Origin of the sequence: Streptomyces sp. NPDC093261, assembly GCF_044753645.1 — a bacterium.
Lineage (GTDB): Bacteria > Actinomycetota > Actinomycetes > Streptomycetales > Streptomycetaceae > Streptomyces.
This window is the reverse complement of the sequence record NZ_JBIVNO010000024.1, coordinates 1-20,040: the sequence shown is the minus strand read 5'-3', so window position 1 is coordinate 20,040 and position 20,040 is coordinate 1. Positions and strand designations below refer to the sequence as shown.

The 20,040-nt window shown below is 70.0% G+C and carries 20 protein-coding genes, 1 tRNA gene and 1 pseudogene; 11 read left to right on the top strand and 11 right to left on the bottom strand.

What is annotated here, in order from left to right:
• Window positions 1–141: 141 nt before the first annotated feature.
• The 3 genes from ACIP94_RS33435 to ACIP94_RS33425 all read right to left on the bottom strand — a co-directional run bounded on the left by ACIP94_RS33435 (window position 142) and on the right by ACIP94_RS33425 (window position 2,720).
• The gene (locus ACIP94_RS33435; RefSeq protein WP_402434191.1) at window positions 142–864 is read right to left on the bottom strand and encodes an NDP-sugar synthase; all 723 of its coding nucleotides are present in this window, start codon (window positions 862–864) and stop codon (window positions 142–144) included.
• 51 nt (window positions 865–915) lie between these two features.
• Window positions 916–1,362 (bottom strand): hypothetical protein, encoded by a 447-nt coding sequence (locus ACIP94_RS33430; protein ID WP_402434188.1) that lies wholly within the window; start codon window positions 1,360–1,362, stop codon window positions 916–918.
• A gap of 221 nt (window positions 1,363–1,583) precedes the next feature.
• A complete protein-coding gene (locus ACIP94_RS33425; protein WP_402434186.1) occupies window positions 1,584–2,720 on the bottom strand; it encodes an ABC transporter ATP-binding protein in 1,137 nt (378 codons plus the stop codon).
• A gap of 225 nt (window positions 2,721–2,945) precedes the next feature.
• On the opposite strand from ACIP94_RS33425, the gene ACIP94_RS33420 reads away from it, so the two are divergent.
• Window positions 2,946–3,019: transfer RNA gene (locus ACIP94_RS33420), tRNA-Thr, on the top strand.
• A 104-nt stretch (window positions 3,020–3,123) separates the two neighbouring features.
• Here the strand turns inward: ACIP94_RS33420 and ACIP94_RS33415 are convergent.
• The 6 genes and pseudogenes from ACIP94_RS33415 to ACIP94_RS33390 all read right to left on the bottom strand — a co-directional run.
• Window positions 3,124–3,666: pseudogene (locus ACIP94_RS33415) on the bottom strand (hypothetical protein); the annotation flags it as partial.
• A gap of 471 nt (window positions 3,667–4,137) precedes the next feature.
• Window positions 4,138–4,356, bottom strand: coding sequence for a hypothetical protein (locus tag ACIP94_RS33410; protein WP_402434183.1), 219 nt, complete (start codon window positions 4,354–4,356; stop codon window positions 4,138–4,140).
• Window positions 4,357–4,732: 376 nt separating this feature from the next.
• Window positions 4,733–5,371, bottom strand: a complete 639-nt coding sequence (locus ACIP94_RS33405; RefSeq protein WP_402434180.1) for a YncE family protein — start codon at window positions 5,369–5,371, stop codon at window positions 4,733–4,735.
• Window positions 5,372–6,302: 931 nt separating this feature from the next.
• Window positions 6,303–7,325: an LAETG motif-containing sortase-dependent surface protein gene (locus ACIP94_RS33400; RefSeq protein WP_402434177.1), complete on the bottom strand. Its 1,023-nt coding sequence runs from the start codon at window positions 7,323–7,325 to the stop codon at window positions 6,303–6,305.
• A gap of 297 nt (window positions 7,326–7,622) precedes the next feature.
• Window positions 7,623–8,198 (bottom strand): hypothetical protein, encoded by a 576-nt coding sequence (locus tag ACIP94_RS33395; RefSeq protein WP_402434174.1) that lies wholly within the window; start codon window positions 8,196–8,198, stop codon window positions 7,623–7,625.
• 472 nt (window positions 8,199–8,670) lie between these two features.
• The gene (locus tag ACIP94_RS33390) at window positions 8,671–9,765 is read right to left on the bottom strand and encodes an acyltransferase family protein (protein WP_402434171.1); all 1,095 of its coding nucleotides are present in this window, start codon (window positions 9,763–9,765) and stop codon (window positions 8,671–8,673) included.
• A gap of 525 nt (window positions 9,766–10,290) precedes the next feature.
• Between ACIP94_RS33390 and ACIP94_RS33385 the strand changes: the two genes are divergently transcribed.
• The 7 genes from ACIP94_RS33385 (at window position 10,291) to ACIP94_RS33355 (ending at window position 15,666) form a co-directional block, all read left to right on the top strand.
• Window positions 10,291–11,439 (top strand): SchA/CurD-like domain-containing protein, encoded by a 1,149-nt coding sequence (locus tag ACIP94_RS33385; RefSeq protein ID WP_402434168.1) that lies wholly within the window; start codon window positions 10,291–10,293, stop codon window positions 11,437–11,439.
• A gap of 64 nt (window positions 11,440–11,503) precedes the next feature.
• The gene (locus tag ACIP94_RS33380; RefSeq protein ID WP_402434166.1) at window positions 11,504–11,965 is read left to right on the top strand and encodes a cupin domain-containing protein; all 462 of its coding nucleotides are present in this window, start codon (window positions 11,504–11,506) and stop codon (window positions 11,963–11,965) included.
• Window positions 11,962–13,230, top strand: coding sequence for a beta-ketoacyl-[acyl-carrier-protein] synthase family protein (locus ACIP94_RS33375; RefSeq protein WP_402434163.1), 1,269 nt, complete (start codon window positions 11,962–11,964; stop codon window positions 13,228–13,230). Before ACIP94_RS33380 ends, ACIP94_RS33375 begins: the two co-directional genes overlap by 4 nt.
• Window positions 13,227–14,468, top strand: coding sequence for a ketosynthase chain-length factor (locus ACIP94_RS33370; RefSeq protein ID WP_402434160.1), 1,242 nt, complete (start codon window positions 13,227–13,229; stop codon window positions 14,466–14,468). The genes ACIP94_RS33375 and ACIP94_RS33370 overlap by 4 nt, the downstream gene beginning before the upstream one ends.
• Window positions 14,469–14,574: 106 nt before the next feature.
• A complete protein-coding gene (locus ACIP94_RS33365) occupies window positions 14,575–14,832 on the top strand; it encodes an acyl carrier protein (RefSeq protein WP_402434157.1) in 258 nt (85 codons plus the stop codon).
• A 1-nt stretch (window position 14,833) separates the two neighbouring features.
• Window positions 14,834–15,313 carry an SRPBCC family protein gene (locus ACIP94_RS33360; RefSeq protein WP_402434154.1) on the top strand — a complete coding sequence of 160 codons (480 nt, stop codon included), beginning with the start codon at window positions 14,834–14,836 and terminating at the stop codon, window positions 15,311–15,313.
• A 20-nt stretch (window positions 15,314–15,333) separates the two neighbouring features.
• On the top strand, window positions 15,334–15,666 hold the full coding sequence (locus tag ACIP94_RS33355; protein WP_402434152.1) for a TcmI family type II polyketide cyclase: 333 nt from the start codon (window positions 15,334–15,336) through the stop codon (window positions 15,664–15,666).
• Between the two features lie 91 nt (window positions 15,667–15,757).
• Here the strand turns inward: ACIP94_RS33355 and ACIP94_RS33350 are convergent, their stop codons facing one another.
• Together ACIP94_RS33350 and ACIP94_RS33345 are read right to left on the bottom strand one after the other, a co-directional pair.
• On the bottom strand, window positions 15,758–16,786 hold the full coding sequence (locus ACIP94_RS33350; RefSeq protein WP_402434149.1) for a methyltransferase: 1,029 nt from the start codon (window positions 16,784–16,786) through the stop codon (window positions 15,758–15,760).
• Window positions 16,787–16,853: 67 nt separating this feature from the next.
• The gene (locus ACIP94_RS33345) at window positions 16,854–17,126 is read right to left on the bottom strand and encodes a hypothetical protein (RefSeq protein WP_402434147.1); all 273 of its coding nucleotides are present in this window, start codon (window positions 17,124–17,126) and stop codon (window positions 16,854–16,856) included.
• Between the two features lie 184 nt (window positions 17,127–17,310).
• Between ACIP94_RS33345 and ACIP94_RS33340 the strand changes: the two genes are divergently transcribed.
• From ACIP94_RS33340 to ACIP94_RS33330, 3 genes are all read left to right on the top strand, one after another.
• Entirely contained in the window at window positions 17,311–17,937 is a 627-nt protein-coding gene (locus ACIP94_RS33340) for a rhomboid-like protein (protein ID WP_402434144.1), read from the top strand.
• A 10-nt stretch (window positions 17,938–17,947) separates the two neighbouring features.
• The gene (locus tag ACIP94_RS33335; protein ID WP_402434141.1) at window positions 17,948–19,354 is read left to right on the top strand and encodes an NAD(P)/FAD-dependent oxidoreductase; all 1,407 of its coding nucleotides are present in this window, start codon (window positions 17,948–17,950) and stop codon (window positions 19,352–19,354) included.
• A 124-nt stretch (window positions 19,355–19,478) separates the two neighbouring features.
• On the top strand, window positions 19,479–19,952 hold the full coding sequence (locus tag ACIP94_RS33330; RefSeq protein ID WP_402434138.1) for a GNAT family N-acetyltransferase: 474 nt from the start codon (window positions 19,479–19,481) through the stop codon (window positions 19,950–19,952).
• Window positions 19,953–20,040 lie beyond the last annotated feature (88 nt).

Genomic DNA, 20,040 nt, shown 5'->3' with positions numbered 1-20,040 from the left:
ATCTGCTGATGGCGCCGCTCGACACCGGCCATGAACCGTGCTGACGCCTCCATGCATCCTCCCCATGCGGTGGATCACCTGGTCCACCGCATGGCGAGCATGGACCGAGGGTCGAGCCTTGGGGGCGTCCGGGCCAGCGGTTCAGGTGGCCAGTTCCTTGGCCGCCTCCGTGAGGTCCTTCGCCGTGTCGATGGCCCGCCAGTAGGCGCCCTGCGGGAGGGGGAAGCCGGCCAGGCGGCGTTCCCGGGCCAGGCGGGGGAAGGTCGTGCGCTCGTGGTCGCCGCGCTCGGGGAGCATCTTGGCGAACTCGGCGGAGAACACGTAGACACCCGCGTTGATCTCGAACGTCGACGGCGGGGCCTCGATGAAGTCCGTGACGTGCCCGAAGCCGTCCGTCTTGACGGCACCCCACGGGATGCGCGGGCGGGCCAGCGCGAGGGTGGCGACGGAGTCACGCTCGGTGTGGAAGTCCGCCATGTCCCGCAGCGAGAACCGGGTCCAGATGTCGCCGTTCGTCGCGTACCACGGCTTGTCGGGGTGCGGCAGATGCTCGGCGGCGTAGCGCAGACCGCCGCCACGCCCGAGCGGCTCCGCCTCGACGACCGTCGTGACGCGCAGGGGCAGATCGGCGGAGTCCAGCCACCGCTGGAGGACGTCGGCGAGGTGGCCGCAGGAGACCACCACATCCGTGACACCCTCTTCGGCGAGCCAGGTGAGCTGGTGGCCGATGATCGGGGTCCCGGTCCCCGGGATCTCCACCATCGGCTTGGGCCGGTCGTCGGTGTACGGACGCAGCCGTGAGCCCTGGCCCCCGGCCAGGATGACGGCTTGAACGGGGCGCGAGACGGCGTTCGGGTCGGTCATGACCGAACTGTACGTCGCGCGCCCCGTCCGCTGTCCGGACGGCCGGCTGCCTCAGGCGTGCCGCATGGCCACGCCCGAGGCGAAGGAGGTGTCGCAGACCGGGCGGGCGTAGGACTGGGCGCGTGTGGGGCCGTAGATACGGACGGCGGCGCGGCCGAGCGCGCGGGCGATGGAGGCGCAGTGCTTCGCCAGCGACGGGCGGCCGTTGACCGCCTGCTGGAGGTGGGTGAGCGCGACGCCCGGGTTCCTGTCCTGGAGCTCCAGCAGGAGCTTGTCGCGCAGCACGTCCTGCGGGGCGCGGGAGGAGGCGCGCGTGGAGACGTCCGCGGCGGACGCGGCGAGCACCGAGTTCGAGGATCCCCCCGACCAGTTCACGCGGGTGACCGCGAGGGTCCCGGACAGCACCAGGACGACGGGCAGGACGAGGGCCAGGGTGCGGCCGATCCGGCGGGCGGGGCCACGGCCGCGCCGGGTCCGAGGAGTAGTGGTGTGCATCACGCGAGTGAGGGTAGCGCGACGTAGTGATTTGGCGACATTTAGTCACCGGTTCGAGGGATGGGAAAGTGACGATTTCCGGGCAGGGGGTTGACGCTCCCGGTCGAAATGTCGTGTATGCCGGGGTATTTGCCGACAGTGAAGAGGGCCCCGCGGCAAGCCGCGGGGCCCTCTTCGTCACTCCCGTGGGACGTCACCCGGCCCGGTCCGGCCGGTGGTGGACCTCAGTCGGACAGGCGCTCGCCGGTCGAGGTCGAGAACACGTGGGTCTCGCCCGGCCGCGGCACGACGTGCAGCTGAGCGCCCTTCTCCGGCACCTGGCGGCCGCCGACGCGGACCACCAGGTCCTTCGGCTCGCCGCCGACCTCGGCGGTGCCGTAGACATAGCCGTCGGCGCCCAGCTCCTCGACCACGTTCACGGAGATGGCGAGGCCGGCCGGGGCGTCCTCGGCGTCCTTGGACAGCGAGGCGGCGGCGGAGCCGCCCAGCTCGACCACGTCGAAGTGCTCGGGGCGCACACCGACGGTGACCGTACGGTCACCCTTGTCGGCGGCGGCCTTGAGGGCCTCACGGTTGACCGGCACGACACTGTTGCCGAACTTCACGCCGCCGTCCGTGATCGGGACCTCGACGAGGTTCATCGCCGGGGAGCCGATGAAGCCGGCGACGAAGAGGTTGGCCGGGCGGTCGTACATGTTGCGCGGCGAGTCCACCTGCTGGAGGAGACCGTCCTTCAGTACGGCCACGCGGTCGCCCATCGTCATGGCCTCGACCTGGTCGTGGGTCACGTACACCGTGGTGATGCCGAGACGGCGCTGGAGCGACGCGATCTGCGTACGGGTGGAGACACGGAGCTTGGCGTCCAGGTTGGACAGCGGCTCGTCCATGAGGAACACCTGCGGCTCGCGCACGATGGCGCGGCCCATGGCGACACGCTGGCGCTGACCGCCGGAGAGCGCCTTCGGCTTACGGTCCAGGTACTCGGTGAGGTCGAGGATCTTGGCGGCCTCCTCGACCTTCTTGCGGATCTCCGCCTTCGCCACGCCGGCGATCTTGAGCGCGAAGCCCATGTTGTCGGCGACCGTCATGTGCGGGTAGAGCGCGTAGTTCTGGAACACCATGGCGATGTCCCGGTCCTTGGGCGGCAGATGCGTGACATCACGGTCGCCGATCCGGATGGCGCCGGAGTTCACGTCCTCGAGCCCCGCCAGCATGCGGAGCGAGGTGGACTTGCCGCAGCCGGACGGGCCGACCAGGACGAGGAACTCCCCGTCCTCGATCTCGATGTCGAGTGCGTCGACGGCGGGCTTGGTGGAACCCGGGTATATCCGGGTCGCCTTGTCGAACGAGACAGTGGCCATGGTGAATGGGCCCCCTTCACCGGCAGGAACGTGCCGGACGATCCGTTGTAAAGGTGGTGTCCACTACGGGGTTCCGTTGTGGTGTAGTCCACAAGAGTGAACTGGCTCAGGACGGTACCTGCCTTTCACCTGCTCTGTCAGTACCCGGGCGACTGTGAACTTCGCGGAAATTTTCGACGGTTCCGGGCCCGGACCTGGGTACACTGCACGGGCGCGCATGCGCACGCCTCCTTAGCTCAGCTGGTCAGAGCGCCGCTCTTGTAAAGCGAAGGTCGTCGGTTCGAATCCGACAGGGGGCTCTCCCGCTGAACAGCGCAAACGCCCCGGCCGATGATCGGTCCGGGGCGTCTGACATCCACGGGTGACATCAACCGGGGCGGTCACTCACGGTCGAGGCGGTGTGCTGATACACCGACTTGCCAGAGAGGGTGGCGCCCGGCGTCAGAGCCATCGGGACCTTGCGGTAGTCCCGCTCGTACACCGTGCCGTCCTCCCGCGGCGCGACCGGAACGACCAGGTCACGGGGCGGGCCGAGCGAGGAAGCCGGACCCGGCGGAGCACGTCATACCCGGTCATCCGCAGTTCGACGTACCCCGGCTTGATCTCCGCCACGGTGACCGACTGCACCCCGAAGGCGGCGAAGCCGCTCAGAGGACGCGGCCACGTCCGCCGGTTCCGGGCCCGCCGGAAGCCGCAGCGTGATCCGCAGCCCGGTCATGGTCGGCCGCACCCGACGAACCTTCGGCGGCACCGGCCGCACCTCCCGACGAGCCACGGTCCGGGTCATGAACGCCCGCAGACGAGACGGCCGCACCGTCAGCCCGCACACCTCCATCGTCGACCCGTAGGGCCGGGTGAACCGGCCCCAGGTGACCGGGGGAGAGGCCACTAAAGGACACTCACGCAATCGCCGCACAAATCTCTTCAAAGCGGTCAACAAGGGCATTCGGTATGTCTCGCCCAACCGACCGCCTGATCACCTCCGGGTCGAGTGCAATACGGCGGAGAAGTACAGCAACGTTGCCGACCTCAAGGTGGCCATCCCGACCCAACTACCAACCCTGCAACCAGGGTTGCTGACCTCAGCGCCCGTAGTTCGCATCGAGAGGGTTATCCGTGCACAGTTCTGTGCCACCCTCGGGCCAGAACGGGCGGGGAATCACGGGGGGAATAGGGGTGCGCAAGGGCACGGCCGCGGGACGCCGTCCAAGACAGGGAACCCGCAGGTCAGGCGCGTGACTGCCAACCTCGCTCCTAAAGCGGGTGTCCCAGCTTCCAATCCCGCGGGGAGAACTGGCGCAAGGACCCGATCTGATCACGGCCCGGGGTCTTGATCGAGCTTGTGCAGCAGGGATCAGCTCGGCTGCTGCCTGCGGATCAGCAGGTGATGGCCTTGCCGTGTATCGCGCCGAGGCCATCAAGTCTCCGGACCCCAGCGTTCTGGCCCGACGCCGCGCCAGTCGATCCAGGGCGACTCCGCGATCTCCGCCGGGTCTATCTCCAGCCCGGCGCGGCGAAGGAACTCAGCGACGTCGACCACGTGGTGGGCCAGGCCGAGGGTCTCGCCATCCACGCGTACGCGCCGGCCACCCGTCGGCGACGGCGGATGCACGATCACACGTATCGGGCCGGACATGCCTTCAGAATCATCCGGGATGTACGGTCCCGCACTCCGGCCCTTCATTCAGACGCCGACGCAGCTCGGTACGGCCAGGGCGCTCGGCGGGCTGCCGGTGGGTAGCGCTCCATTCCTACTGCGCCTGGGCCAGGTCGGCGGGAAACGATCGCATGACTCAATTCAAGCACGCGTTCGATTTACTCGTCCATCGACGCTGCCAAGCAGCTGGTCACCCAGGCACCGTGCCGATCGTGATCGGACACGCAGCGGGCCGGCCGGCGCGACTTGCTCCCGCCGACGGCACTGCACCGTGGCTGAGGCGGATGGGGGGTACGGCGCATAGGTGCCGGTCGACGGCGTGGGCCCGCTCGTGCGGGCCGGCGCGGCCCGGCCGCTACCCGATGGAGCCCTGGGACTTGAGGATGCCCACGCCCACCGGACTCGTGCCGACGGTGATGGTGGCCACGACTTGGTTGGTCCTGGTACGGATCACGGACACGGTGGCGTCGCCGGAGTTGGCGACGTAGACGTATTGGTGATCAGGGGTGATTGCAAGGCCCTGCGGGTTGTGGCCGACGGGGACGGTGTCAGTGACGGTGTTGGTCCGGGTGTCGATCACGGAGACGGATTGCGAGCCGTAATCGGCCACATACAGATGGCGCCGGTCCGGGGATGCGACGTCGCCGGTCGGGGTGTTGCCCACGGGGATGGTGTGGGTGACCGTGTTGGTGCGGGTATCGATCACGGAGACGCTGTTGGAACCTTGGTTGGCCACGTAGACATGGCGTTCGTCCCACGCCGCCGCCACGCCGACCGGGAGGGCCCCGACGGGGATGACGGCGCTGACCGTGTTGGTCCGCGTGTTGATGACCGAGACGTTGCTCGAGCCGGCGTTTGCGACGTAGGCCTTGACGCATTCAAGATCTCGCGCCGAGGCCTGGGGGCTCAGCCCCGTCGACGCCAGCAGCCAGCCGACAGTCAGCAGTGCGAGCCCCGCCGAACGCGCTCGGGGCCGACCGGTCCGTGGATCCATGAGAGCGGCCGTCAAGAGCCTCGACCGAAACGGGAACACCCCTGTTCACCTCGCTGGTGGTGCGGCGGTCGTGCGGCCTCGACGCGGGGATCAGCGGTGCCCAAAGCCGCGATACCGATGATTGTTCGGAACGCAGAACTTTCTACGACATGTGTCTTCGATCCTCGTCAAGACGCGCCGCCCGGCCGCCGAATGGGGATCTCCGAAGTTGAGCGATACGCCTCGTCTCGCACACTGACGTGGTGTCACGTTGTGGTGGAAGCGTCCTTCAGGTGCCTGTACTACGCCGCCATGCGGCCAACCGAGGCAGCCGCCCTTGCTCTGTCCCAGTGCCGTCTGCCTCAGGCCGGCTGGGGGAACGTTGACCTTGCGGCAGGGCGTGGTCCGGGGTCGGCGCGGGCCGGACCGACGACGCTGCCGCTCCTCCGAGCGCCGGTCGCATGGCCTTGTCGGCGGCCGTGTCGCCTGCGCGACGGATTGGTTCCGTGACCGCCTCTGGCACAGCGTCCGTAACCCGTCTCACGGCGTTTCCCGCGACCTCACCGGTGCGACCGAGCGCGACGCTCGCCCAGTTCGGCAGACCACGGCGGTTGTTGCGGCGCTGCCAGTGCTCGTTGAGCGTGTCCGGAGATTAAGGGACCTGGAAACCGTGGGGAACAGGCGTCCCATCCAGCGCGCGCCTCACCAGAGGTGTCGGCATCGAGGCGGTGGCCCTCTTCCGTCTTCCTGGTCGCTTGTGCCCTTGGTGCAGGTCCCTGTCCGGAAACCTCCGGGCGCCCCGGGGTTCCTTGGTCCTCGATACCGCGACCGGCCTTCTCGAGTGTGCGGGTGTCATGGCGGCCGCGGCAGAGGTCAGCCGTCGCAGGTCGCCGGCCGAGAGGCGGGGGTGGCATGCATCACCCCCGCCACGTTCGTGCCGCCGTATCCGTGGCTACGCGGCGAGGTTCGATCCGGCGCCCTTGCGGCGACGGACGGCGAACAGCGCACCGGCACCGACGACTATGGCCACACCGCCGACCAGGCCGATGGTCGGCACCATGGAGCTGGAGCCGGTCTCGGCGAGGTTGCCGGTGGGCACGATCTCGGTGCTGCCGCCCTGCGGCTTCTTGCCGCTGACCGGCTTCGTACCCTTGCCCGGCTTGGCCTCGCCGGGAGTGTCGTTGCTGCTGCCGGGCTTGAGGACGGTGAAGTCGTAGAAGTCGAACGCGCTGTGCACACAGTTCTTCTGCTCATCGACGTAGCCGCCGATGCCCATGCTGAAGCCGTCGCCGGCGGGCGCCTTCGCCGTGATGTCGACGCGCAGCTTGATGTCGACCGTCTTCTTGGGGCCGAGGGGAGTCTGGCCGAAGTAGGCACCGTTGCCGATCTCGTCTGCCATCGACTCCCACGCCTTGGCCTGGGGGTTGAAGTACTCGAGGTTGGCGTAGGTGCTCAGCCAGTCCTTCTCGTTGTCGCTCGCGGAGTCGTTGTCGATGGTCGCGAGCCACTGCACGGTGCCGAGTGACTGGTCGCTGTGGTTGGCGGCCGTCATCGTGAAGTAGTGCCAGCCACTGCCGGCGACGATCTTGCCGGGCAGACCGGAGACGGAGATGCTGAGCTGGGATTCGGGGTCGACCCCATTGTCGTCGACCGGGCAGTCGCTGGGCTCCGCGCTCTCGGTGGGCTGGGCCGACGCCGGGGCGGAGGCCGACGCGGTCGCGCTCTCACTCGCGGAGGCGGATGCGGCTGGGGTGCTTTCCGCAGTGCTGGGAGTGCTTTCGTCAGCGGCCGGGCTGCTCTCGTCGGCCGCGGGGGCGCTTTCGTCGGCAGCGGGAGAGCTCTCCCCGGCCGCCGGACTGCTCGCTGACACAGTCGGAGTTCCGTCCGTCGCGAACGCGGCCGGGGCGGAGAGCAGGGCCAGCGGGGCTATGACTGCAGTCGCGGCCGCGGTGACCACGGCACGGCGAAGCTTCATGGGAGACCTCAAGAGGGCTGGCGTGCTGCGGCGCCGCAGCACGTGTCGGAGACCTCCGCGTGTGGGGCGCGGGAGTGGCCAGGGGTTACGTAGATCAGATCGGTGACTCGCGAGAAGGGTTGTGCTTCACGTCGCCGGATTCTCGCGTGAAATAGGTCACAAAGATGAACCTGTCCAGCGTTGCGCCCGTCCGACCCCCGCCTCGATCATCCTCATTTGTGTCAACACAAGACTGGAAAGCGGCGCTCGTGTCGACTGTTTCTGCCTTGCCGCGCCCAGGATCACCGCCTGCGGGCGTTACTGCCACTGTGAGCTGGTTGCGATGGCCCGCAGTTGGGCCGGTGTCAGGATCGGCGTGGTACGGGTCGAGGGGGCGTCCTGGCTCGGTGCCTGCCACTCCATGATGGTGACGTAGAGCCCGTCAGGATGCAGTACGTTCACCGCCTGGTGCCCGGGGTCCGTTCCGGGTGGTGCCTGCCGGGACTCGATCAGGGTGCCGTCGGCCAAGGGTGTCGTGCCGGCGAAGACGTGGCTGCGGATCGCGGTGGTGGAGGTCTGCCGGGAGACGTGCACCTCGAGCAGCGACTTGCCGTGGCCGTCGTCCACCCACAGCTGCCCGGAGCGCCGGCCGCCGGGCGGGCTCGAATGGGTCAGGCCGGTCGGCAGCAGCGCGGTCAGAGTGGCAAGGGCGCGGTCGGCGGGCAGTGTGCCGGTGAAGGCCGGCTTCGGGGTGGCGGATGCCGTGGCCGAGCCGGTTGTGGCCGAGGCCGCCGGACCGGCGAGCGTGTGGTCGGCTGTTCGCCCGTCGGGCAGCAGTCCGGGAACGACCGTCGCGCCGAGCCCGACGAGCGCGAGTACGGCCGCTCCGCTCACGCCGACGGCCGTGGCGCGGCGGCGGCGCCTGCGCCGGCCGTTGCGGACACCGGCCTGATGCCGCAGATCAGCCGGGGCTCTCCGCTGAACAGCGCAAACGCCCCGGCCGGTGATCGGTCCGGGGCGTTCGACATCCACGGGTGGGGATTGAAGTCCCGCACCACGCGCGGTGAGGGGTGGTACGGGCTTCCGGAGGCGAACAGCGACGACACCGACCTCCGTCTGCTCCCTGCCGGTCACCGTCAGGCACAGCAGGGGCACGACGACCGCTCCGACGATCGCCACCACGGCGGGGGCCGGCGCCCACCGCGCGGAGGACCTCGCCGCGACCGACTGACAGACGAGCTTGAGTGCGGGCAACTGCCCGCGAAGAGCACCAGTGCGAGATCACCGATTCACACCGGTCCCGATGACCTGCACGTTCGAAGATGAGAAACGCTCGATCACGCCCGGCCGCGGTTCGGCGCGGCGGTCATCCAGCCCCTCGCCCAAGGGACTTCCAGGATCGGTGTCGCTGGAAGGGCTTCTCGAAGACCTCGGCGAACATCCAGGCTCCCAGGATCGAAGCGGGCAGTCCCAGCGTCAGTGTGAACCAGAAGGTGGGAAGGCCGGGGGCTACGTAGTGCGGGGCGATTTTTCGCACGACGGTCATGACGACGGGCAAATGGACGAGATAGAGGCTGTAGGAGAAGCCGCCGAGACCACGCAGCGGGCGGGTGGTCAGGAGTCGCATGAGGGAGGCGGGCCTGCCCGTTGCGATCGCGGCGAGAAGCATCGTCATGGCGGGAATGACGGCAAGGTCGATCCAGAAGTAATGGCTGACGGTCCAGGCCGGTCCCTTGGCGATGACGAGTGCCAGAGGCGGTGCGGCGGCCAGGAGGGCCGCCCAGTGCCACGGCAGGCGCCGGATCCTGTCCGGTGCGGTGATGATCCCCGCGCCGACCAGGCCGGCGACGAACACCGGGGCGAGATTCGGAGTCAGCCAGTTCATGCCTTCCGCCGGGTTGGCGTGTGCCGCCGACAGGCCGCGGATGACCGCCAGGAGGGTCACTCCCGCGACGAGGGCCACCGCTCCCAGCCGTCGCCGGACCAGAAGGAGCAGGGGGAAGAGGAGATACAGCTCCGCCTCCACGCCGATCGACCAGAACGCCCCATTCGGTGTCGGCGCCATGACCATGTCTTGGACTACGAGCCCGTACACCGGAATGGTTGAGCCGTTCGGCGGTCCGAAGTGCGAGGCCGGCACCACGAAGTAGGCGATGAGCAAGCTGAAGGCGAGTGCCGCCCAGTACGGAGGCAGGATTCGCCAGGCGCGCCGACGCAGGAAACGGGCGGCGCCGCCCAGACGCCAACCGTTTCGCGCCGGAGAGAGCGCCAGAGAGAAACCGGACAGCACCAGGAAGAAAACGACCGCGATACGCCCGTACATCATCCAGCCGAGCCAGGCCGGGCCCGAGTTGTGGGGAAATCCCGGGAAGCTCAGGAGCCGGCAGTGGAACAGGACCACGTACAGCGCGGCCAGGCCGCGGAGCCCGTCGAGGCCCCGCACATGGGCGGGATCTCGCACTCCGCCGGGCTGGTCCCGGTGTCGCGCGGGGGCGGGTACGTCAAGATCACTCCTGAGGGAAGAGTTCAACCCTGAAATCGCTCGGCCCTTTCTTGCGCGGTGCGGTCCCGACTGGTCCTGGTGGTGGGGGCGCGGTGCCACCCACAGTGACTGATACGTCGCAGGTGGCCAGGAGGTTCAAGGGGTGAGCGCATGTCTTCCCCCGGACCGGGCGCGAGGCGCCACGTCGCGGCGGTTACCCGCGGTTTCGGTCGCAGGACCGCCGCCAGGACCTCCCGCAGGGTCCCTCCGGGGCCGGCCGCGGGGTGCCGGTGCGGGGCGCGTCGCGGTGTGCATGCCCTGCCGGGAGCGGCTTCGCGTGCGCCCGGGGCCCCCGTCACCCACCTGGTTCACGGGCCCCATCACCCACGCGGTTCATACGAGTCGCGCGCCCCCTGACCCCGGCACAAGATCGAAGAACGCTGACGTCGCGTCACCCCGCGGCCGGCGATGCCCTCTGCCCCCGCGTAAGGAGAAGTGCGCAGGATGACCACAACGACGGAACGTATTTCAGCTCCGGTGACGCGCCAGTCGTCGAAACGTGTCTCCCAGTCCGTCTTCGACGGCTCCCGCCTGCGGGTCGTTCTGCTGGTGGACGTCTACGACGGAGCCCAGCAGGAATTCCTGGAGGCGTACGAGCACCTGTGCAGTCAGGTCGCGTCCGTTCCCGGGCATGTCAGCGACCAGCTCTGCCAGTCGATCGAGAACCCCTCCCAATGGCTCATCACCAGTGAGTGGGAGAGCGCCCCGCCGTTCCTCGACTGGGTGAACAGCGATGAGCATGTGAAGATGGTGCGGCCGCTGCACAGCTGTGTCCGGAACACCCGGTCGCTGCGCTTCCACATCGTCCGCGAGACCAGTGGCGCGGTTCCGGCCGATTCGGGCACCCGCCGGCTCCAGTTGGCGCCGCGGATCGGTGACGGCAAGATCCGTCACGCACTCTCCTTCACCGTCCGACCCGGCAGCGAGGAGACCGTCGCCAGGATCCTCGCCGACTACGCCCCGCCGGAGGCGCAGGTCGACGAGAACACGCGGCTGTGCCGCACCACGCTGTTCATGCACGGCAACCGGGTGCTGCGGACCATCGAGGTGGAGGGCGACCTGCTCGCCGCGCTGCGTCATGTCTCCCGGCAGCCCGAGGTACGCGCCGTCGAGGAGGCCATCAACCCGTATCTGGAGAAGGAGCGGGATCTGACCGACCCCGAGGCCGCGCGCATCTTCTTCGCCCTGGCCGCCGTCCCCGCCGTCCACCATGTGACGGCGGACGATGAGTGCCCGGAGGCGGTGCGGCACGCCCTGTACTACCCGGCCCGTCCGGGCCGTGGGATGCAGCTGGCCCGGCTGCTCGCGCAGCAGGACGAGGCGTCGGCGAACGACCCGAACTGCCCGGTGTGCCGCAGCACCATCTTCCAGCGCGACGACATCGTGGTGCGGCTGGTCGACGTACGGGGCGATCTCGCCGGTGACCCGGTGCACTCCATCACGGACTCCGCGCAGGTGGCCGAGCTGATGTCCCTCCTCGACGGCGAGGTCCTCGGTGCGAACGGCTCGGCGCCGAAGGCCGAGGACGCCGCGCACTTGCTCAAGCTCGCCCGCATGGAACTCATCACCGACCGCCGGTCGGACCAGGCCTGACCGGCACCCTCGGGCCGTAGCGGCCGCACCCCCTGACGACGCAGCACACCACCGGAGGAACGACGTGATCAAACCCCGGCCCCGGATCGTGAATCTCAGCGAGACCGAGCCCAACACCAAGCGCGGAGGCGATCTGCGCGCCATGCTCACCCCGGCCACGGTCGGCTCCACCAGCGGTTTCATGGGCGTGGCCATTGTGCAGCCCGGCGACCGCATCGGCGAGCACTACCACCCGTACTCCGAGGAGTTCGTCTACGTCATCTGCGGGAGCCTGGAGGTCGACCTGGACGGCGAACCCCAGCCGCTGCGGCCCGAACAGGGGCTGCTGATCCCCGCCTATATGCGCCACCGCTTCCGCAACGTCGGTGACACGGAGGCCCGGATCGTCTTCCATCTGGGCCCCCTGGCCCCGCGCCCGCAGCTGGGGCATGTCGACACCGAGGGGACCGACGCGGTCGCGGTCGCGGCGCAGGCAGCCGAGGCTGTCGCCGCCCGGCCGGCCGAGCGAGACCAGGTCCGTTCATGACCAGGCGGGTGGCGGTCACCGGCATAGGCGTGGTGGCGCCGGGCGGCATCGGCGTCCCTGCGTTCTGGGACCTGCTCTCCAGCGGCCGTACCGCGACGCGCGGCATCACCTTCTTCGACCCGTCCAGCCTGCGTTCCCGGATCGCCGCCGAGTGTGACTTCGACCCGGCGGCCCACGGGCTGGACGCGGAGCAGGTCGCGCGCTGCGACCGGTACATCCAGTTCGCCCTGGCGGCCGGGGAGGAGGCGGTGCGGGACGCCGGCCTCGACACGGACCGGGAGAACCCCTGGCGGATGGGGGTCTCCCTGGGCACCGCGGTCGGCGGCACCACCCGGCTGGAACACGACTACGTCCTGGTCAGCAACCACGGGGAGCGCTGGGACGTGGACCCCCGGCAGGCGCAGCCGCACCTGCACCGGGCGTTCTCGCCGAGCACCCTCGCCTCGACGGTGGCGGAGCGCTTCGGGGCGCGCGGGCCGGTGCAGACCGTCTCCACGGGCTGCACCTCCGGGCTCGACGCGGTCGGCTACGCTCTGCACACCGTCCAGGAGGGCCGGGCCGATGTGTGCTTGGCGGGCGCCTCGGACTCGCCGATCTCCCCGATCACCATGGCGTGCTTCGACGCGATCAAGGCCACCTCCACGAACAACGACGACCCCGCGCACGCCTCCCGTCCCTTCGACAACAACCGTGACGGGTTCGTCATGGGTGAGGGCGGCGCGGTGCTCGTCCTGGAGGAGCTGGAGCACGCCCGGGCCCGCGGGGCGCGTGTGTACTGCGAGCTGAGCGGCTACGCGACCTTCGGCAACGCCTACCACATGACCGGTCTCACCAGCGAGGGCCTGGAGATGGCGCGGGCGATCGACGAGGCGCTGGACCACGCGCGGCTCGACGGCTCGGCGATCGACTACGTCAACGCCCACGGCTCGGGCACCCGGCAGAACGACCGGCACGAGACCGCGGCGGTGAAGAGGGCCCTGGGGCACCACGCCTACGACACCCCGATGAGCTCCATCAAGTCGATGGTGGGGCACTCCCTCGGGGCGATCGGGGCGATCGAGGTGGTGGCCTGCGTGCTGGCCCTGGACCGCCAGGTCGTACCGCCCACCGCCAACTACGAGACCCCGGACCCCGAGTGCGACCTGGACTACGTGCCCCGCGTGGCCCGCGAGCGCAGGCTGGACAACGTGCTCTCCGTGGGCAGCGGGTTCGGCGGGTTCCAGTCCGCGGTGATCCTGACCCGGCCGAGGGAGAGGACACTATGAGCGCACCGCATGTCAGGCGCGCCGGCGTCACCGGAATCGGCATCGTCGCGCCCAACGGAACGAGTACCGACACCTTCTGGAAGGCCGTTCAGGCGGGCGTCAGCGCCCTGGACCGGGTCACCCGGGAAGGGTGCGAGCACCTGCCGCTCAGGGTGGCGGGCGAGGTCCGCGCCTTCGAGCCGGCGGCGACGATCGAGGAGCGATTCCTCGTCCAGACCGACCGGTTCACGCACTTCGCGATGGCCGCGGCCGATCTCGCGCTGGAGGACGCGCGGATCGGCCAGGCCGATCTGAGCGGCACTCCGTTCGTCGCCGGCGTGGTCACCGCGGCCGGGTCCGGCGGCGGCGAGTTCGGACAGCGGGAACTGCAGCGACTGTGGGGAAAAGGCAGCCGCTTTGTGGGCCCGTACCAGTCCATCGCCTGGTTCTACGCCGCCAGTACGGGTCAGATCTCCATCCGCCGCGGTTTCAAGGGGCCCTGCTCGGTCGTCGCCGCCGACGAGGCCGGCGGCCTCGACGCTCTCGCGCACGCCGCGAGAGCGGTGGGGCGCGGAACCGATGTGATCGTGGCCGGTTCCACCGAGGCGCCGCTGGCTCCCTACTCGGCTGTCTGCCAGCTCGGCTATCCGGAGCTGAGCACGGCCTCGGACCCGGCCCGCGCCTACCGTCCGTTCACCGCCGACGCCTGCGGGTTCGTGCCCGCGGAAGGCGGCGCGATGCTGGTCGTGGAGGAGGTGGGCTCGGCCCGTGAGCGGGGCGTGCCCGTGCGTGCAGTCATCGCGGGGCACGCGGCCACGTTCACCGGGGCCTCCTGCTGGGAGGAGTCCCGGGAGGGGCTCGCCCAGGCGATCCGCGGCGCCCTGGACGAGGCCGGCTGCGCCCCCGAGGAGATCGACGTGGTCTTCGCGGACGCCCTCGGCATCCCGGCGGCGGACCGTGCGGAGGCGCTGGCGATCGCCGACGTCCTGGGCGCGCAGGTGCCCGTCACCGCGCCGAAGACCGGGATCGGTCGCGGCTACTGCGCGGCGCCCGTGCTGGACACCGCGGCGGCGGTGCTCGCGATGGAGCACGACCTGATTCCGCCCACACCGCATGTTTTCGATCTCTCCCATGACCTCGACCTGGTGACCGTCCGCGCCCGCGCGGCCGACCTGCGCACGGCACTGGTCCTCAGCCGGGGGCTCATGGGTTCGAACTCGGCGCTCGTGCTGCGGCACGGCGCCGCCGACGCCTCCTAGCGAGGCGCCCCCGCAGCACAACCACGGCAACCCACAGCAACCCCCGCAGCAATCCCTACAGACCATCAGCAAACCGGAGCAGGCATCAGCAAAGGAGAGGAACCGCATGAGTGATCGCATCACCCTGGAAGAACTGGCCGAACTGATGAAGACGGCCGCCGGGGTCACCGTGGCCCCGGAGGATCTCGAGCGGAGCTACGACTCGGGTTTCGAGGCCCTCGGCATCGACTCGCTCGGCCTGCTCGGCATCGTGGGGGAGCTGGAGAACCGGCACGGCACCCCGATGCCGCCCGACGCGGAACGCTGCAAGACCCCCCGGCAGTTCCTCGACCTCGTCAACACCACCCTCATGGCTGGAGCCTGACATGGCCGGACACACCGAGAACGCCATCACCATCGCCGCCCCGGTCGACCTCGTCTGGGACATGACCAACGACCTGGAGAACTGGCCGCGGCTGTTCAGCGAGTACGCCTCCTGTGAGGTCCTCTCGCGTGAGGGGAACCGGACGACCTTCCGGCTGACCATGCACCCCGACGAGAACGGCACGGTGTGGAGCTGGGTGTCGGAGCGGGAGACCGACCGCCCCACGCTCAGCGTCAGGGCCCGCCGTGTCGAGCCGGGTCCCTTCGCGTACATGAACATCCGCTGGCATTACGAGGAGGTACCCGAGGGCACCCGGATGGTGTGGACGCAGGACTTCGAGATGAAGCCGGAGGCGCCGGTCGACGACGCGTGGATGACCGACAACATCAACCGCAACTCCAAGATCCAGATGGCCCTGATCCGGGACCGGATCGAGCAGGTCGCCGCCGATCACCGGCCCGCGCCGGCCCTCACCGACTGAGCCGGACGGAGGACAGGCCGATGCACCAAGCCCTGATCGTCGCCCGGATGGCCCCGGGCTCCGCCCCGGACATCGCCAAGGTGTTCGAGGAGTCCGACCGGGGAGAGCTGCCGCATCTCGTCGGGGTCACCCGGCGCAGCCTCTTCCAGTTCGGCGATGTCTACATGCACCTCGTCGAGGCCGACCGGGACCCCGGCCCCGCCATCGCCAAGGTGACCGGGCACCCGGAGTTCCGCTCCATCAGCGAGCGGCTCTCCGCGTACGTCAGCGCCTACGACCCCGCGACCTGGCGCTCGCCCAAGGACGCGATGGCGCAGCGCTTCTACCTCTGGGAGCGGGATGCCACCTCCTGAACCGCCCATACGGCCACCGGTCGCCGGGCCCGCGCGATGGACGCGGACCCGGCGACCGGTGCTGTGGGGGCCTGACCCCGGCGCGTTGGGGTCAGGCCGGCACGGTGCAGTCGAACGCGTGCAGATAGGGGTTGACCGGGCGGACCGCGTCGATGACCAGTCCCGCGGCGGTCAGCCGGTCGACCATGCTCCGGGTGGTGTGCTTGGCGCCGCCCACGTTGAGGAGGAGCAGCAGGTCCATGCCGGTGCTGAACCGCATCGAGGGCGTGTCGTCGACGAGGTTCTCGATGACCACGACCCGCGTCTTCGGCCCGCCCGCCTCGATGACGTTGCGCAGCGTCCGGGCGGTGCTGTCGTCGTCCCACTCCAGGATGTTCTTGATGACGTAGACGTCGGCCCGGACCGGGATCGCCACGCGGCAGTCGCCGGGCACGATGGTCACCCGGTCCGCGAGCGCGCCCCCCTCGCGCAGCCGGGGCACGGCGTTCGCCACGACGGGCGGCAGGTCCAGCAGGGTGCCGTGCAGCGAGGGGTACTTCTCCAGCAGGCTCGCCACCACATGCCCCTGGCCGCCGCCGATGTCCGCGACCGACGCGCACCCCGACAGGTCGAGGAATTCCGCGACGTCCCGCGCCGACTGCTCGCTGGAGGTGGTCATGGCCCGGTTGAAGACGTCGGCCGATTCCGGGGCGTCCTCGTGCAGATAGGTGAAGAACTCCTTGCCGTACAGGTCCTCGACGACGTTCCGGCCGGTGCGCACCGCCTCGTCCAGCCGCGGCCACGCGTCCCAGGTCCAGGGCTCGGTGCACCACAGGGAGATGGAGCGCAGGCTGCCCGGGTGGTCCTCGCGCAGCAGCCGGGACATCTCGGTGTGCGCGAAGGTGCCGTCCTCGTGCTCGGTGAAGACGCCGTAGCAGGACAGGGCGCGCAGCAGGCGTCGTAGCGGCCGCGGTTCGGTCTTCACCGCGGCAGCGAGGTCCTCCACGCTCAGGGGGCTGTCCCCCAGCGCGTCGGCGACGCCCAGTCGGGCGGCGGCGCGGACTGCGGCGGCACAGGCCGCCCCGAACACGAGTTCCCTCAGCCGCATGGACGGCGGTGGGGCGGGGGTTGCGGTCGTCATGTGCCGCCTTTCCTCTCTGGGGCCGCTGGTGGGAAGGGGTGGGCCGGCCGGTGCCGGGACCGGCCGTTCAGCACAGCGGTGAGGTCGTCGTCCGCCCCGGTGAGGAGCGTCCCGTGCCGGGCAGGGTCGGTCCGGACTTGGTGATCCGGGCGCTCTCGCGGTACGTGCCGGCGCAGAGCGGGACGGTGTCACCGGACCGGGCGGCGGCCACCGCCTGCCGGATCGATTCCCCCGGGTGGACCAGATGGCTGGTGGGGCCGGCGACGCGCGGAGCGGCGCCCCGTCCCGACCCGACGAGCGCTGCTGTGCACGCCAGATAGGCAATGTGGCGTTTCGTCATGTTCTGTACGCTATGGCCCGTTATGGGGGAGAGAAAGCCGAGTCGGCCATCCGGTGGCGTGCCACCGTGAACGTGTGTGCGAGAAGAGGGACGGGAGATCGGCTCGCCGGGCACATCGATGGCGGGGGCGACCATACTGGCGAATGTGGATCCGGTGATACGGCTGAGGTGTGGACTCGGAGCAGTGACGGCGTATGTCCGCAGCGCCCCGGGCACCTACCTCTGGCTGGCGATCCTCTTCGTCACCACCGTCGCCCTGCACCATATGTCGCCGCACGTCGAGGAGGACTTCCTGCGCCAGCGGTCCACCAACATCCACGAGCTGTCGTCCCATCCCGTGCGCGCGTTCATCGCCAGCGCGATGTGGATCGACGGCGGACACTGGCTGCCCTACGCCGTGCTCTACACCGTCTTCCACGCGCAGGCGGAACGCTGGCTGGGCACCGCGCGCTGGCTGGCCGTGTGCGTCGCCGCCCATGTCCTGGCCACCCTCGCCAGCGAGGGAGCTCTGCTCCAGGCGATACGCCGGGGCGTCGCCCCTCTCTCCGCCGCCGACACCCTGGACATAGGCGTCAGCTACGCACTGGCCGGGGTCGTCGCGGTGCTTGCCTACCGGATCGCGGCGCCCTGGCGTTACGCGTATCTGGCGGTCGTCCTGACCGTGTACGCCATCCCCCTCGCCCTCGCTCCCACTTTCACCGATTTCGGACATCTCATATCGGTGCTGATCGGTCTCGGCTGCTATCCGCTCACCCGGGGCCGCGCAAAAGCATGGAATCCGAAGGAGACACTGGCCACCCTCAGGAGTTAACGTCCGGCCCATGAACAGCGCAGCGAGCGGTGTCGTCAACGGCGGCATCTCCTACTGGTACGCCGACGACGGCCTCCCCGCCCCGCGGGAGCCCCTGGCCGGGGACGCGACCGCCGACGTCGTGATCGTGGGCGGCGGCTACACCGGCCTGTGGACCGCCTACTACCTGAAGAAGTCGGCACCCTTCCTGCGCATCACCGTGCTGGAGCAGAAGTTCTGCGGCTACGGCGCCTCCGGACGCAACGGCGGCTGGCTCTACAACGGCATCGCGGGCCGCGACCGGTATGCGCGGTTGCACGGCCACGAGGCCGCCGTACGCCTCCAGCAGGCGATGAACGAGACGGTCGCCGAGGTCGTCCGGGTCGCCGAGGAGGAGGGCATCGACGCCGATGTGCGCGTCGGCGGCGTCCTGGAGGTCGCGTACACGCCCGCCCAACTGGCCCGGCTGAAGGCGTTCCACGAGCACGAGCTGTCGTTCGGCGAGAAGGACCGCGAGCTGTACGGCGCCCGGGAGACCGCCGAGCGGATCAGGGTCGCGCACGCGGTCGGCTCGACCTGGACCCCGCATGGAGCGAGGCTGCATCCGGTCAAGCTGGTCAAGGGCCTCGCGGCGGCCGTCGAGGCGCTCGGCGTGACGATCCACGAGGGCACGCCGGTCATCGAGGTCCGCCCCAAGCACGCGGTGACGCCCTACGGCACGGTCCGCGCGCCCTATGTCCTGCGCTGCACCGAGGGGTTCACGGCGTCGCTGAAGGGGCAGAGACGCACCTGGCTCCCGATGAACTCCTCCATGATCGCGACCGAGCCGCTGACCGACGCGCAGTGGGCCGGGATCGGCTGGGAGCGCTGCGAGGCGCTGGGCGACATGGCGCACGCGTACATGTACGCGCAGCGCACCGCCGACGGCCGGATCGCACTGGGCGGCCGCGGCGTCCCCTACCGCTTCGCCTCCCGCACGGACAACGACGGCCGCACGCAGCCCGCCACCGTCGAGGCGCTGCACGAGATCCTGGTCCGCTTCTTCCCGTCGCTGGCCGGGGTCAGGGTGGCCCACGCCTGGTCGGGCGTGCTCGGGGTGCCGCGCGACTGGTGCGCGACGGTCACCCTGGACCGTTCGACGGGGCTCGGCTGGGCGGGCGGTTACGTCGGCTCGGGCGTCGCCACCGCGAACCTCGCCGCGCGGACCCTGCGCGACCTCGTCCAGCAGGACTCGGGCCAGGCCGGCGGGACCGGTCTGACGGAGCTGCCCTGGGTGAACCACCGGGTGCGCAAGTGGGAACCGGAGCCGCTGCGCTGGATCGGGGTGCACGGCCTGTACACCACCTACCGCGCCGCGGACCGGCGGGAACTCACCGCTCCCGACGCCCAGTCGTCATCGCTGGCGCGGTTCGCGGACCGGGTGGCGGGGCGGCACTGACCGGCCCCCGGCCGCCGATCGGGCGAGGGATCCGGACGATCGGCCTGCTACGCCCGCGCCGACCGGTGCGGACGGCGGGGGAGGGGCTTGCCGGGCCCCGCCTCCGCCGTGTGACACTGCGCGCATGATCCGCACCGCGACCCCCGACGACATCCCCGTCCTGCATGCCCTGATCCGTGAGCTGGCCGCGTACGAGAAGGCGCCGGACGAGGCACGGGCGACCCAGGAGCAGCTCGGGGAGGCCCTGTTCGGCGACCGCCCGGCGGCGTTCGCGCATGTCGCCGAGGAGGACGGCGAGGTCGTCGGCTTCGCGCTGTGGTTCCTGAACTTCTCCACCTGGCGGGGCGTGCACGGCATCCATCTGGAGGACCTCTATGTGCGCCCCGAGGCCCGGGGCGGCGGCCATGGCAGGGCGCTCCTGACGGAACTGGCCCGGATCTGCGTCGCACGCGGCTATGAGCGCCTGGAGTGGTCGGTACTCGACTGGAACCGCCCCGCCATCGCCTTCTACGAGGCTCTGGGCGCCCGCCCGCAGGACGAGTGGACCGTGTACCGGCTGGCGGACGGGGAGCTGGCCGAGCTGGGAAGGCACGCCTAGTGAGCCGGTCCGGAGATCCTGTCGCAGTAGCGGCAGATGCGGTCGATGATCTGGTCTGCGGTCTTGGTCCACTTGAAGGGGCGGGCCT

Coding starts and splice junctions, on each gene's coding strand:
- ACIP94_RS33375 (WP_402434163.1), top strand. CDS start 11,962: ATGACCAGGCGGGTGGCGGTCACCGGCATAGGCGTGGTGGCGCCGGGC.
- ACIP94_RS33350 (WP_402434149.1), bottom strand. CDS start 16,786: ATGACGACCGCAACCCCCGCCCCACCGCCGTCCATGCGGCTGAGGGAA.
- ACIP94_RS33355 (WP_402434152.1), top strand. CDS start 15,334: ATGCACCAAGCCCTGATCGTCGCCCGGATGGCCCCGGGCTCCGCCCCG.
- ACIP94_RS33425 (WP_402434186.1), bottom strand. CDS start 2,720: ATGGCCACTGTCTCGTTCGACAAGGCGACCCGGATATACCCGGGTTCC.
- ACIP94_RS33330 (WP_402434138.1), top strand. CDS start 19,479: ATGATCCGCACCGCGACCCCCGACGACATCCCCGTCCTGCATGCCCTG.
- ACIP94_RS33410 (WP_402434183.1), bottom strand. CDS start 4,356: ATGTCCGGCCCGATACGTGTGATCGTGCATCCGCCGTCGCCGACGGGT.
- ACIP94_RS33370 (WP_402434160.1), top strand. CDS start 13,227: ATGAGCGCACCGCATGTCAGGCGCGCCGGCGTCACCGGAATCGGCATC.
- ACIP94_RS33335 (WP_402434141.1), top strand. CDS start 17,948: ATGAACAGCGCAGCGAGCGGTGTCGTCAACGGCGGCATCTCCTACTGG.
- ACIP94_RS33385 (WP_402434168.1), top strand. CDS start 10,291: ATGACCACAACGACGGAACGTATTTCAGCTCCGGTGACGCGCCAGTCG.
- ACIP94_RS33360 (WP_402434154.1), top strand. CDS start 14,834: ATGGCCGGACACACCGAGAACGCCATCACCATCGCCGCCCCGGTCGAC.
- ACIP94_RS33345 (WP_402434147.1), bottom strand. CDS start 17,126: ATGACGAAACGCCACATTGCCTATCTGGCGTGCACAGCAGCGCTCGTC.
- ACIP94_RS33405 (WP_402434180.1), bottom strand. CDS start 5,371: ATGGATCCACGGACCGGTCGGCCCCGAGCGCGTTCGGCGGGGCTCGCA.
- ACIP94_RS33400 (WP_402434177.1), bottom strand. CDS start 7,325: ATGAAGCTTCGCCGTGCCGTGGTCACCGCGGCCGCGACTGCAGTCATA.
- ACIP94_RS33435 (WP_402434191.1), bottom strand. CDS start 864: ATGACCGACCCGAACGCCGTCTCGCGCCCCGTTCAAGCCGTCATCCTG.
- ACIP94_RS33365 (WP_402434157.1), top strand. CDS start 14,575: ATGAGTGATCGCATCACCCTGGAAGAACTGGCCGAACTGATGAAGACG.